Source organism: Spirillospora sp. CA-294931 (genome assembly GCF_050946795.1).
Classification (GTDB): Bacteria; Actinomycetota; Actinomycetes; order Streptosporangiales; family Streptosporangiaceae; genus Spirillospora.
This window is the reverse complement of the sequence record NZ_CP192006.1, coordinates 6,906,752-6,919,975: the sequence shown is the minus strand read 5'-3', so window position 1 is coordinate 6,919,975 and position 13,224 is coordinate 6,906,752. Positions and strand designations below refer to the sequence as shown.

Here is a 13,224-nt window from a genome sequence, read left to right as displayed (position 1 = left end):
TTCTGGTTGCAGAAAACGGCAAACGAGTGCCGGTCAAGAGCTATTGTCAGACTCGCGACCGAGAGGGTAGGGCATATCCAAGAACTCAACTTTCGCACAGGCGACACACCCGCACAATGGGGTCGTCCCGATCCGGTCGTCAGGGCGTCTCGATTACCGCGATGTCGCCACCACTTGCTGGCAAAGGGGGCTGTAAAATGAACCTTTCGCCCCGCTTTATCCTGGTTGGCGGCGACCGTCAACGCGCCGCAAATGGTCGCCATGTGAAATTCCGCTGGAACCGGCGGCCGTCGCGAGACGCCGGTCGGGGTCCGGCGCCGAGCGCCGAGGGCGCCCCGCTCGCTTCGTCAGCGAATGGAGGGCTCTGTGAAGGCGGGGGCGGAGGTGGTCGCCCGCCGGGTAATTGACGGGCTCTGGGGGCCGGGGGCCCTTAGGATGGGGGTCGATCCTTCACCCATCTCAGAACGGTTTCTACATGTCCGCCATCACGCGTGACGAGGTCGCTCATCTCGCTCGGCTGTCCCGGCTGGCGCTGGGCGAGGACGAGCTCGGACACCTCGCGGCGCAGCTCGATCAGATCATTTCCGCGGTCGCGCGCGTGCAGGAGGTGACGGCGAAGGACATCCCGCCGACCTCCCACGCGCTGCCGTTGACCAACGTGTACCGGGACGACGAGGTCCGGCCCTCGTTGACGCCGGAGCAGGCCCTTTCGGGGGCTCCGGCCGCCGAGGACCAGCGCTTCCGGGTACCGCGGATCCTGGACGAGGAGGCCTGATGACGGAGCTGGTCAGGCGGACGGCGGCCGAGCTCGCCGGGCTGGTCGCTTCGGGTGAGGCGTCGGCCGTCGAGGTGGCGCAGGCACATCTCGACCGGGTCACGGCGGTGGACGGGGACGTCCAGGCGTTCCTGCACGTCGACCGCGAGACGGTGCTGGCGCAGGCGCGGAAGGTGGACGAGCGGCGCGCGGCGGGGGACGAGCTCGCCCCGCTGGCCGGGGTTCCGATCGCGCACAAGGACGTGTTCACCACCACGGACATGCCGACCACGGCGGGGTCGAAGATCCTTGAGGGGTGGCGGCCCCCGTACGACTCGACGATCACGGCGCGGCTGCGCGAGGCCGGGCTGGTCATCCTGGGCAAGACCAACATGGACGAGTTCGCGATGGGGTCGTCCACCGAGAACAGCGCGTACCAGACCTCGCACAACCCCTGGGACCTCGGCCGCGTCCCGGGGGGATCGTCCGGCGGGTCCTCGGCGGCGGTCGCCGCGTACGAGGCGCCGCTGGGCACGGGGACCGACACCGGCGGGTCGATCCGCCAGCCCGCGGCGGTGACCGGGATCGTGGGGACCAAGCCCACCTACGGCGGCTCCTCGCGCTACGGGGTGATCGCGTTCGCGTCGTCGCTGGACACCCCGGGGCCGTTCGCCCGCAACGTGCTGGACGCGGCCCTGCTGCACGAGGCGTTCTCCGGGCACGACGTCATGGACTCCACGTCCATCGACCGTCCCGTGCCCTCGGTCGTCGAGGCCGCGCGGCGCGGTGACGTGAACGGGCTTCGCATCGGGGTCGTCAAGGAGTTCGCCGGGGACGGCTACCAGAGCGGGGTGACCGCGCGGTTCAACGAGGCCGTGGAGCTGCTGGAGTCGCTCGGCGCCAAGGTCGTCGAGGTCTCGTGCCCGAACTTCGAGTACGCGCTGCCCGCGTACTACCTGATCGCGCCGTCTGAGTGCTCGTCCAACCTGGCCAGGTTCGACGCGATGCGCTACGGGCTGCGGGTCGGCGACGACGGGACGCGCAGCGCCGAGGAGGTCATGGCGCTGACCCGGGCCGAGGGCTTCGGCCCCGAGGTCAAGCGGCGGATCATGCTCGGCACGTACGCGCTGTCGTCGGGCTACTACGACGCCTACTACGGCAAGGCGCAGCAGGTGCGGACGCTGATCACGCGCGACTTCGACGCGGCGTTCGAGCAGGTCGACGTGCTGGTCTCGCCGACGACGCCGACGACCGCGTTCCCGATCGGGGAGCGCGCGGACGACCCGATGGCGATGTACCTGGCCGACCTGTGCACGATCCCGTCCAACCTGGCGGGCAACGCGGCGATCTCGGTGCCGTGCGGCCTGGCCGACGAGGACGGCCTGCCGGTGGGCCTGCAGATCATGGCCCCGGTGCTGGGCGACGACCGCGTGTACCGCGTGGGAGCCGCCGTGGAGAGGGCGCTCGAAGACCGTTGGGGCGGGCCGCTGCTGGCCAAGGCCCCCGAGCTCACGGAGGCTGCCAAGTGAGCACCCCGACGCTGATGAAGTACGACGAGGCGCTGGCCAAGTTCGAGCCGGTGCTGGGGATCGAGACCCACATCGAGCTCGGCACGGCGTCCAAGATGTTCTGCGGCTGCCCGACCGGGTTCGGCGCCGAGCCGAACACGCAGGTCTGCCCCGTATGCCTGGGCCTGCCGGGCGCGCTCCCGGTGACGAACCGGGCGGCGATCGAGGGCATCATCAAGATCGGCCTGGCGCTGAACTGCGACATCGTCGAGTGGTGCAGGTTCGCCCGGAAGAACTACTTCTATCCGGACATGCCGAAGAACTTCCAGATCTCCCAGTACGACGAGCCGCTCTGCATCGATGGCCATCTGGACGTCGAGGTCGAGGGCACGACGTACCGGATCGAGATCGAGCGCGTCCACATGGAGGAGGACACCGGAAAGTCGCTGCACGTCGGCGGCGCGACCGGGCGCATCCAGGGCGCCGTCCACTCCCTGGTCGACTACAACCGCGCGGGCATCCCGCTGGTGGAGATCGTCACCAAGCCGATCCCGGCGACCGGCGACAAGGCCCCGCTGGTCGCGCGGGCCTACGCGACGGAACTGCGCGAGCTGGTGCGCTCCCTGGGTGTTTCGGACGTCCGCATGGAGCAGGGCTCGATGCGCTGCGACGTGAACGTCTCGCTGATGCCGCGCGGCGCCTCCGAATGGGGGACGCGCACGGAGACCAAGAACGTCAACTCGCTGCGCTCGGTCGAGCGGTCGGTGCGGCACGAGATCGAGCGCCAGGCCGCCCTCCTGGACGCGGGCGTCCGCATCATCCAGGAGACCCGCCACTTCCACGAGGACACCGGCACCACGACCGGCGGCCGCAGCAAGGAAGAGGCGCAGGACTACCGGTACTTCCCCGAGCCCGACCTGATCCCGATGGCCCCGACCCGCGCGTGGGTCGAGGAGCTGCGGGCCGGGCTGCCCGAGCTTCCGGCGGCGCGGCGGGTGCGCGTCCAGAAGGAGTGGGGCCTGTCGGAGCTGGAGCTGCGCGACGTCGTCAACGCCGGGGCCCTCGACCTGATCGAGGAGACCATCGCGGCGGGCGCGGACGCGGCCTCGGCGCGCAAGTGGTGGATGAACGAGCTGTCGCGCAGCGCCGCCGAGCGGGGCGTGGAGCTGGCCGAGATGCCGATCGCCCCGGCGCAGGTCGCGCGGATCCAGGCGATGATCACCGCCGGTGAGCTCAACGACAAGCTGGCCCGCCAGGTGTTCAAGGGCGTGCTGGCCGGAGAGGGCACCCCGGACGAGGTCGTCGAGGCCCGGGGTCTGAAGGTCGTCAGCGACGACGGCGAGCTGGCCTCGGTGATCGACCAGGTCATCGCCGACAACGCCGACGTCGCCGACAAGATCCGCGCGGGCAAGGTCGCCGCCGCGGGCGCCCTCGTCGGCGCGGTGATGAAGGCCACCCGAGGCCAGGCCGACGCGGGCCGCGCCCGCGAACTCATCCTGGAGAAGCTCGGCGCCTCCTGAACGCGGGACGGGGCCGCGACGATCGTCGTGGCCCCGTTTTTCGGACATGGTGTTATCGTCCCGGACGTGAACAGGATCATCGCGACGTCGACGGCGGTCACCGTGCTCTGCTTCGGGCTTTCCGCGTGCAACGGTGACGATGGCAAGAAGGACGCCAAGAGCCCGGGCGCGTCGAGCGCCGCGGTGACGCCCGCGTCGTCCACCTCGCCGACCTCGCCGACCTCGGCACCGACGTCGGCCGCTCCCGTGGAGCCGTCGGCATCCCCGACGCCCGCGGCCAAGCCCACCGACAATTCGACCGTCGTCCTCATCGAACCGGGTGGGAAGCGCTGGACCCGCAAGAAGATGATCAAGATGGCCATGCAGATGGGCATGGTCATGGGGTCGAAGCTGCCGGCGAATTTCTGCGCCAAGTCCTACAAGGAGAGCGTCGCGCGCAACGCCAAGTTCCCGGCCGGACGGGAGGGGTTCATGAGCGCCTGCCAGGAGGGCATCGACCTCGGCCGCTGATCAGCTCAGCGGCAGGACGAGGATGCGGTCGTCGCCCGGTTTGGGCTCGCCCCGGCCGTCGTGGTTGCTGGTGGTGATCCACAGTGCCTTGCCGTCCGGGGTGCGGACGGCGGTGCGCAGCCGTCCGTAGCGGCCTTCGAAGTGCGCGACGGGACGTCCCGCCTTGCCCTGGGCGTCGAGTGGGACCTGCCAGAGGCGGCGGCCGCGCAGGCCGACCGCCCACAGCGACCCGGCGGCGTAGGCCAGCCCGGACGGGGACGCCTGGTCGGTGCTCCAGGTGAGGAGTGGGTCGGTGAACTCGGGTTTCCCGCCCGCGCCCTCGACCTTGGGCCAGCCGTAGTTGCGGCCCTTCTCGATGTGGTTGATCTCGTCGAGGCGGTCCTGGCCGAACTCGGTGGCGTACATCCGGCCGCCGTCGTCCCAGGCGAGGCCCTGGACGTTGCGGTGCCCGTAACTCCACACGCGCGACCCGAACGGGTTGCCGGGGGCGGGGGAGCCGTCGGGCGTCACCCGGAGGATCTTGCCGCCGAGCGAGCCGCGGTCCTGCGCGAGCTCGGTGCGGTAGACCTCGCCGGTGGCGATGTAGAGCAGCTTGTCCGGGCCGAAGGCCAGCCGTCCGCCGTTGTGGTTGGCGCCCTTGGGGATGCCGGTGACGATCGGCTGGAGCTTGCCGGGGCCGTCCTCGTAGCGGAAGCGCACCACGCGGTTGTCGTCGCCGGCGGTGAAGTGCAGGTAGACGAGCCGGTCCTGCGCGAAAGCGGGGGAGACGGCGACGCCGAGCAGGCCGCCCTCGCTCTCGGCGACCACTCCGGGCACCTTGCCGAGCGTGGTGACCTTGCCCTGCGGTGTGACGCGCTTGAGCCGCGCGCTGTCGCGTTCGGTGACGAGCGCGTCCCCGCCGGGCAGGAACGCCACGCCCCACGGGACGCTCAGCCCGGTCGCCACGTCCTTCGGGGCGCCCGGCCCGGACGTCGCCGTCGTACTCGCCGGGGGCGGGGTCAGCGGCCCGCCCTCGGTGTCGCCCGACGAGCACGCCGCCGCGACCAGGACCGCGCCCGCGATGATGGCCTGCTGTCTCATGGGGACCTCCGCGTCCAGTAATACGGACGCGGCACTCCGACCGTTCCGTTTGTTGCGAAGCTTTTACGATCAGCCACAAGCGGACACATGGCGCCGACGGCCGTGGCGTGAAATACACCTCATATGACCATCCAGCAACCGCTTTCCCGGCCCCCCGAGCCGTCTCCCGGAAACCGGACGATTCCCCTTCTACGTGGGCGTTCACGGACGTCGTGCCCGCGCTCGCCGACCGTCCGGCACGCTTTGTCGCCGGGGGGACGCCGGTCCTCAATCACTCCGTGACCTACGGAACGTACATTGAGCATCACGGTGATCCCGCACTGCAGCAACGTCGCTGAGCCACGGCTTGCGCAGCTCCTGCGCTCGCCGTCGCCCTGGCGCTTACCCCGCGCAGGGCACCAACCACCACCGGCCGGGCGTTATCCCAGCGGTCGGCGACGATCGAGCACCCACGTTCCACGGCGCAGCGCGGCGCGGTGCGGCGTTCCGAGGGGCCCACGGCCCCGCATCCATGAAGGGACACGGCGCGATGGGCGGCGTTAACGCCAGGTCGGCGACACTGCGGATGCCTCCGCGGGTCATGCCGGTCGGCCTGGTCGCGGTCGTCGGCGTCCTCTACGCCGTCGGTTCCCTCGCGGGCTGGGGAGGCACCGCCTTCATCGCCTGGGCCGAGGCCGCGGCGGCCGGGGTGGCCGCCGCCTCGTTGTTCCTCGCGTCCCGGCTCCCGGCCGGGGTCGCGGTCGCCGAAACCGGCGGCGCGACCGTCTGGCGGGCCTCGTGGCGCTGGTTCGGGATCGCCGCGTCCTGCTGGTTCGCGGGCGCCGTCGGCAGCGCGGTGACCGCTACGGTCAACAGCCGCAGCGCGCTGTCGCTGTCGGTGGCCGACCTGTTCTACCTGGCCGCGATGGTCTCCCTGCTGACGGGCCTGGTCGTCCCGATCAAACCGCCCAGAAGCGTGAGCACCTGGCTCCGCTACGCCGCCGACACGTTCATCTGTGTGTGCGCGCTGTTCGTCCTGGCGTGGGTGACGCTGTTCAGCAACCTCTACCACCGGTCGGGGCAGTCGCCCTCGGAATTCTCGCTGGAGCTGCTGTACCCCCTGATGGACGTCGTCATGGTGTGCGCGGCCCTGCCGTTCGTGCTCGGCGCCGTGCACGGCCACCGGCGTCCCGCCTGGATGGGGTACGGCGCCCTGGTCGCCTTCGCGGTGGCCGACCTGGTCACCACGGTCGTGCGGCTGCGGGGCGGTGCCCCGGTCGACGACCCCGCCGACATCTTCCGGCTCGGGGGGCTGCTGCTCCTGCTCCTGGTCCCCTGGACCGGACGGGACGCCCGCGCCGCCGACGACGAGGAGGAGTACGGCCGCCTGCTCGGCCCCGGCATCGCGCCCGCGGCGGTCGCGGCCGCCGCCGCGCTCTTCCTGGCGGGCAACTCGCTGACCGCCGCCCACGGCCTCGAGCCCGTCGTCTCGGTCATCGCCGGGGCGGCGACGCTGGTGCTGCTGGCGCGGCTGGCCGGGCTCGTCCGCGAGAACGAGGCGCTGCGCCGCGCCGTCCAGACCGGCCAGGACCACTTCCGCGCCCTGTCGGAGAGCATCAACGACGCGGTGCTGATCTGCGACCTCGACGCGGTCGTGCAGTACGCCAGCGCGGGCGCGCTGCGCACCTACCGCTACGACGCCGACGAGCTGCTCGGCCGTCCGCTGGACGAGATCGTCCACCCCGAAGACCTGCCGCACGTCCGCGCGGTGTTCTCCGAGTTCGCGGCCGGGGGATCGGCCGACCCGCTCAATGACGACCCGGAGGTCGACGACATCCCCGCCGGTCAGGAGCCGACGCTGCGGCTGTCGTGCCGGATCCGCGCCGCCGACGGCACCTGGCTGCCCACCGAGTCGACGATCTCGCGCTACAGCGGGACGGGCGAGGCCCCCGGACGCGTGCTGGTGACCACGCGCGACCTCAGCGAGCAGGCCGCGCTGCAACGCCAGGTCGCGCATCTGACCTTCCACGACGGCCTCACCGGCCTGCCCAACCGGGCCTACTTCGAGGAGCGCACCCGCGAGGTGCTGTGCCGCGGGCGGCAGGGCGGCACGGTCGCGGTCCTGTTCGTCGACATCGACGGGTTCACCGCCGTGAACGACTCGGCGGGCCACGCCGCGGGCGACCAGGTGCTGGCCCAGGCCGCCCGGCGGCTGCGCGGCACCGTCCAGGCCGACGACACGGTCGCGCGCTGGGGCGGGGACGAGTTCTCCGTGCTGGTCCAGCTCCCGGCCGACGCGCAGGGCGAGGCGGGCACCGCGGTGGAGCTGGCCGAGCGGCTGCTGCGGGTGCTCTCGGTCGAGCCGTACCGCGTCGGCACCAAGGGCATCGTGCTCACCGCCAGCGTCGGCATCGCCTTCGCCGGCGAGCAGGACCCGGACGGCGACGCCGACTACGCGGCCGACGGGGTGCGGGCGCAGCGCCGCCACGCGGCCGACCTCATCCGCAACGGCGACCTGGCGATGGCACGCGCCAAGGAGCTCGGCGGCGGACGGGTCGAGGTGTTCGCCCCGCACATGCACGCCGACGTCGTGCGGCGGCTGGAGCTCGGCAGCGACCTGCAACGCGCGCTGGCCGAGGAGCAGTTCGCCGTGGAGTTCCAGCCCGTGGTCGAGCTGGGCACCTCGCGCGTGACCGGTGTCGAGGCGCTGGTGCGCTGGTTCCGGGGCAGCGAGTCGGTGCCGCCGGAGGATTTCATCGGCCCGGCCGAGGAGTCCGGTCTGATGATCCCGCTGGGCGACTGGGTGCTGCGCGAGGCGTGCCGCGAGGTGGCGCGCTGGCGCGGCGACTCCTGGGAGGTGGGCCTGTCGGTCAACTTCACCGCCCGGCAGATCGCCGCCCCTCGGTTCGTGGAGTCGGTCGCGGCGGCCCTGGAGGAGACCGGGCTGCCGCCGCACGCCCTCACGCTGGAGGTCAAGGAGGAGGTCCTGGTCGAGGACGCCGGTCAGAGCGTCGAGCGCCTGTCGGCCCTGCGCGACCTCGGCGTCCGGCTGGCGATCGACGACTTCGGCACCGGGTACGCCTCGCTGGCCTACCTGGGCCAGCTCCCGGTCGACATCATCAAGATCGACCCGTCGTTCGTGGCGGGGCTGGGCTCCGACGAGACCCTGTCGCTGCTGACGCGCACGATCGTCCGGCTGGGGCGCGAGCTCGGGCTGACGGTGGTGGCCGAGGGCATCGAGCGTCCCGAGCAGCTGGAGCTGCTGCGCGAGATGGGATGCCCGCGCGGCCAGGGCTATCTCGTCGCCAGGCCGATGGCGGCGGGACGGGTGGAGTCGCTGGTCCGCACCAACCTGACCGCCCATGCCGACGACCGGCCCGCGGCCATCGAGCTGCCCCTGGAAGAGGCGCCCGTGTCGGCGGGGTGACACGGCGTGGTCTCACACTGTGAGATAAACTGTCCAAGGATTTGACCGGGGGCGGGAAGTCCGCGAAAGTGGGCAGCGTGCAGAGCAGTCCCATCATCCTCGTAGTACTTGGTCGGCGCGCAGGCTGATCGAGTCTTCCCACCTGCGCGCGCCCCTCGACCGCCACCCGGCGGGCGGGGGTTTTTTGTTGGCCGAGTGACCTTCGAACCCACGGTTCCCAGGGATCGCCCGGTTTCAGGTATCGCAGACTTCTCCCCAAGGAATCAGGAACATGACGACCGAACGAATGACGGGAGCCCAGGCGCTGGTCCGAGCGCTGGAGAACGTCGGCGTCGACACCGTGTTCGGCATCCCGGGGGGCGCGATCCTCCCGGCCTACGACCCGATCTTCGACTCCAAGAAGCTGCGGCACATCCTGGTCCGGCACGAGCAGGGGGCCGGGCACGCCGCGCAGGGCTACGCGATGGTCACCGGCCGGGTCGGCGTCTGCATGGCCACCAGCGGCCCCGGCGCCACCAACCTGGTCACGCCGATCTCCGACGCCTACATGGACTCGGTGCCGATGGTGGCGATCACCGGGCAGGTGCCGAGCGCGTCGATCGGCACCGACGCCTTCCAGGAGGCCGACATCGCGGGCATCACGATGCCGATCACCAAGCACAACTTCCTGGTGACCGACGCCCGCGAGATCGGCCGGACGATCGCCGAGGCGTTCCACATCGCCTCGACCGGCCGTCCCGGTCCCGTCCTGGTCGACATCTCCAAGGACGCTCTGCAGGCCACCTTCGACTTCGAGTGGCCGGTCTCGATCCACCTGCCCGGCTACCGGCCGGTGACCAAGCCGCACTCCAAGCAGGTGCGCGAGGCCGCCCGGCTGCTGGTCGAGTCGTCCCGCCCGGTCCTGTACGTCGGCGGCGGCGTGCTGAAGGCGGGCGCCTCGTCCGAGCTGCGGGTGCTGGCCGAGCTGACCGGCGCGCCGGTCGTCACGACGCTGATGGCCAAGGGCGCGCTGCCCGACAGCCACCGGCTGCACATGGGCATGCCGGGCATGCACGGCTCGGTCGGCGCGGTCGGCGCGCTGCAACGTTCCGACCTGCTGGTCGCCCTCGGCGCCCGCTTCGACGACCGGGTCACCGGCAAGCTGGACGGCTTCGCCCCGCTGGCCAAGATCGTCCACGCCGACATCGACCCGGCCGAGATCTCCAAGAACCGGCACGCCGACGTCCCGATCGTCGGCGACGCCCGCGAGGTCATCGCCGACCTGATCGTCGCCGTCCAGGCCGAGCACGCCTCCGGCCGCAAGGGCGACTACGAGGACTGGTGGCGCCAGCTGGACGCCTGGCGCGACACCTACCCGCTGGGCTACGACGCGCCGGACGACGGCTCGCTCTCGCCCCAGCAGGTCATCGAGCGGATCGGGCAGCTGGTCGGCCCGGACGCCTACTACGTCGCGGGCGTCGGCCAGCACCAGATGTGGGCCGCCCAGTTCATCAAGTACGAGCGGCCCGGCGCGTTCCTCAACTCCGGGGGAGCGGGCACGATGGGTTACGCCGTCCCCGCCGCGATGGGCGCCAAGGTCGGCGCGCCCGACACCCAGGTCTGGGCGATCGACGGCGACGGGTGCTTCCAGATGACCAACCAGGAGCTGGCGACCTGCGCGATCGAGGGCATCCCCGTCAAGATCGCGGTGATCAACAACGGCAACCTCGGCATGGTCAGGCAGTGGCAGACGCTCTTCTACAACGAGCGCTACTCCAACACCAATCTGCACTCGCGGCGCATCCCCGACTTCGTGAAGCTCGCCGAGGCCTATGGCTGCGTCGGCCTGCGCTGCGACCGCGTCGAGGACGTCGACGCCACCATCGCCAAGGCGATGGAGATCAACGACGCGCCCGTGGTCATCGACTTCGTCGTCCACCACGACGCGATGGTCTGGCCGATGGTCGCCGCCGGAACCACCAACGACGACATCAAGATCGCCCGCGATCTGGCCCCCGACTTCGAGAACGGAGAGTGACCGCGATGAGCCAGCACACGCTTTCGGTGCTCGTGGAGAACAAGCCGGGCATCCTCGCGCGGGTCGCGGCGCTGTTCTCGCGGCGCGGTTTCAACATCGAGTCGCTCGCCGTGGGCACCACCGAGCACCCGGAGATCTCCCGGATGACGATCGTGGTCAACGTCGAGGACCTCCCGCTCGAACAGGTCACCAAGCAGCTCAACAAGCTGATCAACGTGCTCAAGATCGTCGAGCTGGACCCGTCGCTCGCCGTCCAGCGCGAGCTGGTGCTGGTCAAGGTGCGCGCCGACGCCGAGACCCGCTCGCAGGTCCTGGAGACCGTCCAGCTGTTCCGGGCCAAGGTCGTCGACGTGGCCCCGGACGCCGTCACCATCGAGGCCACCGGGAACCGCGACAAGCTCGACGCCCTGATCCGGGTCCTCGAACCGTTCGGCATCAGGGAACTGGTGCAGTCGGGCATGGTGGCCGTCGGCCGGGGCGCCCGCTCCATCACCGACCGCTCGCTGCGCGCCATCGAACGCAGCGCGTGAACGATCACTCCTCTCAACGAAACGAAAGGCAGCAGCAAGTGGCCGAGATGTTCTATGACGACGCCGCCGACCTGAGCGTGATCCAGGGACGCCATGTCGCCGTGATCGGATATGGCAGCCAGGGGCACGCGCACGCGCTGTCGCTGCGCGACTCCGGCGTCGACGTCCGCGTCGGCCTGCCCGAGGGCTCCAAGAGCCGCGAGAAGGCCGAGAACGAGGGGCTGCGCGTCCTGACCCCGGCCGAGGCGGCCGAGGAGGCCGACCTGATCATGATCCTGGCGCCGGACCACCTCCAGCGCGGGATCTACGAGAAGGACATCAAGCCCGCCCTGGTCGAGGGCGACGCGCTGTTCTTCGGCCACGGCCTCAACATCCGGTACGGGCTCATCGAGCCGCCGGAGGGCGTCACCGTCGCCATGGTCGCGCCGAAGGGCCCGGGCCACCTGGTCCGCCGCCAGTTCACCGCCGGACGCGGCGTCCCGGTGATCGTGGCCGTGGAGAGCGACCCGACCGGCGACGGCTGGCCGCTGGCGCTGTCCTACGCCAAGGCCATCGGCGGCCTGCGCGCGGGCGGCATCAAGACCACCTTCACCGAGGAGACCGAGACCGACCTGTTCGGCGAGCAGGCCGTGCTGTGCGGCGGGCTCTCCGAGCTGATCAAGACCGGGTTCGAGGTGCTGATCGAGGCCGGGTACCAGCCCGAGGTGGCCTACTTCGAGTGCCTGCACGAGGTGAAGCTGATCGTCGACCTCATGTACGAGGGCGGCATCTCCAAGATGTACTGGTCGGTGTCCGACACCGCCGAGTACGGCGGCTACACCCGCGGCTCGCGCCTGGTGAACGCCGACACCAAGGCCGAGATGAAGAAGATCCTGGGCGAGATCCAGTCCGGCCAGTTCGCCAAGGAGCTGGTGGACGAGTTCGACGGCGGCCAGGTCCAGTTCGGCAAGTACCGCGCCGAGCTGGCCGAGCACCCGATCGAGAAGACCGGCGCCAAGCTCCGCCCGATGATGAGCTGGCTCAACGACTGACCCGAGCCGACCACCCGACGCCGCCGTCCCGCCACCGGGACGGCGGCGCGCGGCGTCTCAGCGGGTGAGGCGGCGTCTGATCTTGGTGCGGAGTGGGGCGGGGCAGGGGCCGTGTTCGACGAGCACCGCTAGATGGCCGCCCCGGGTGAAGTAGATGCTGGCCTCGTCTCCGCCGTCGAGCGTGCGGCGCTGCGGCTCGTCGCCGACCTTGGCCGAGCGGACGGTGCCGAAGCGCGCCTCGCGCCGGACGCCCAGCGCCTGCGCCGCCACGTGCACGTCCCATCGGCCGGGGCCCGGGACGGTCAGATCGGCCCACGCCTCGAACGCGTCGCCCTCGGTCTCGGCGGCGAACCGGTGTTCCACGCGCGACTCGCGCTCGCGCAGGATCACCTCGATCTCGGTCAGCCGGGCCTGGATCCGCTCGATGGCGGCCCGGCCGCGGATCCTGACCCTCTTCGACTGCCACGACACCGCGTCCAGCCGGTGCTCGACGCCGACCTCGCCGGTGATGTCGGCGTCCTGCCGGGGGACGCCGCGCAGGTAGGGGTGCATCGCGTAGACGCGACCGCCGACGACCACGGCCCCGGCGGGGGCGCCGTCCACCTCGTCGCGGATCAGCCGTTCCAGCTCGTCGCGCAGGCCGTGCTGGATGCAGAAGGCGCGCAGCCGGAACGCGGCGGGCAGCGCGGCGCGGATCTCCTCGTCGAGGCCGTCCTCGCCGATCAGGCGCCGGGTGCCCTCGACGAGCCGCTCGCGCCGCGCCGGGTCCAGCTCGAGGAACCGGCCGTCGTACACGCGCAGCACGTCGCGCACGACGCTGGTCGCAGACTCGGTGGTCACGGGTACTCCTGTCGGGGCGGGGACAACG

10 protein-coding genes are annotated in these 13,224 nt (G+C 71.1%); 8 read left to right on the top strand and 2 right to left on the bottom strand.

What is annotated here, in order from left to right; translation table 11 throughout:
* Window positions 1-475 precede the first annotated feature (475 nt).
* From gatC to ACQPY4_RS31265, 4 genes are all read left to right on the top strand, one after another.
* Window positions 476-775 carry an Asp-tRNA(Asn)/Glu-tRNA(Gln) amidotransferase subunit GatC gene (gene gatC, locus ACQPY4_RS31280; RefSeq protein WP_433326961.1) on the top strand — a complete coding sequence of 100 codons (300 nt, stop codon included), beginning with the start codon at window positions 476-478 and terminating at the stop codon, window positions 773-775.
* Window positions 775-2,283 (top strand): Asp-tRNA(Asn)/Glu-tRNA(Gln) amidotransferase subunit GatA, encoded by a 1,509-nt coding sequence (gene gatA / locus ACQPY4_RS31275; RefSeq protein WP_433326959.1) that lies wholly within the window; start codon window positions 775-777, stop codon window positions 2,281-2,283. The genes gatC and gatA overlap by 1 nt, the downstream gene beginning before the upstream one ends.
* Window positions 2,284-2,297: 14 nt before the next feature.
* Window positions 2,298-3,782, top strand: a complete 1,485-nt coding sequence (gene gatB, locus ACQPY4_RS31270) for an Asp-tRNA(Asn)/Glu-tRNA(Gln) amidotransferase subunit GatB (RefSeq protein ID WP_433339100.1) — start codon at window positions 2,298-2,300, stop codon at window positions 3,780-3,782.
* 66 nt (window positions 3,783-3,848) lie between these two features.
* Complete coding sequence (locus tag ACQPY4_RS31265) at window positions 3,849-4,292, top strand: hypothetical protein (protein ID WP_433326957.1); 444 nt, start codon at window positions 3,849-3,851, stop codon at window positions 4,290-4,292.
* Here the strand turns inward: ACQPY4_RS31265 and ACQPY4_RS31260 are convergent, their stop codons facing one another.
* Entirely contained in the window at window positions 4,293-5,372 is a 1,080-nt protein-coding gene (locus tag ACQPY4_RS31260; protein WP_433326955.1) for a PQQ-dependent sugar dehydrogenase, read from the bottom strand.
* A gap of 529 nt (window positions 5,373-5,901) precedes the next feature.
* On the opposite strand from ACQPY4_RS31260, the gene ACQPY4_RS31255 reads away from it, so the two are divergent.
* The 4 genes from ACQPY4_RS31255 to ilvC all read left to right on the top strand — a co-directional run bounded on the left by ACQPY4_RS31255 (window position 5,902) and on the right by ilvC (window position 12,356).
* Entirely contained in the window at window positions 5,902-8,778 is a 2,877-nt protein-coding gene (locus ACQPY4_RS31255; protein WP_433326953.1) for a putative bifunctional diguanylate cyclase/phosphodiesterase, read from the top strand.
* Window positions 8,779-9,049: 271 nt separating this feature from the next.
* The gene (locus ACQPY4_RS31250) at window positions 9,050-10,795 is read left to right on the top strand and encodes an acetolactate synthase large subunit (RefSeq protein WP_433326950.1); all 1,746 of its coding nucleotides are present in this window, start codon (window positions 9,050-9,052) and stop codon (window positions 10,793-10,795) included.
* A gap of 5 nt (window positions 10,796-10,800) precedes the next feature.
* Window positions 10,801-11,325: an acetolactate synthase small subunit gene (gene ilvN / locus ACQPY4_RS31245; RefSeq protein ID WP_433326948.1), complete on the top strand. Its 525-nt coding sequence runs from the start codon at window positions 10,801-10,803 to the stop codon at window positions 11,323-11,325.
* Window positions 11,326-11,372: 47 nt separating this feature from the next.
* Complete coding sequence (ilvC, locus tag ACQPY4_RS31240; RefSeq protein ID WP_433339098.1) at window positions 11,373-12,356, top strand: ketol-acid reductoisomerase; 984 nt, start codon at window positions 11,373-11,375, stop codon at window positions 12,354-12,356.
* Between the two features lie 57 nt (window positions 12,357-12,413).
* Here the strand turns inward: ilvC and ACQPY4_RS31235 are convergent, their stop codons facing one another.
* On the bottom strand, window positions 12,414-13,196 hold the full coding sequence (locus ACQPY4_RS31235; protein WP_433326946.1) for a hypothetical protein: 783 nt from the start codon (window positions 13,194-13,196) through the stop codon (window positions 12,414-12,416).
* Window positions 13,197-13,224: the final 28 nt, after the last annotated feature.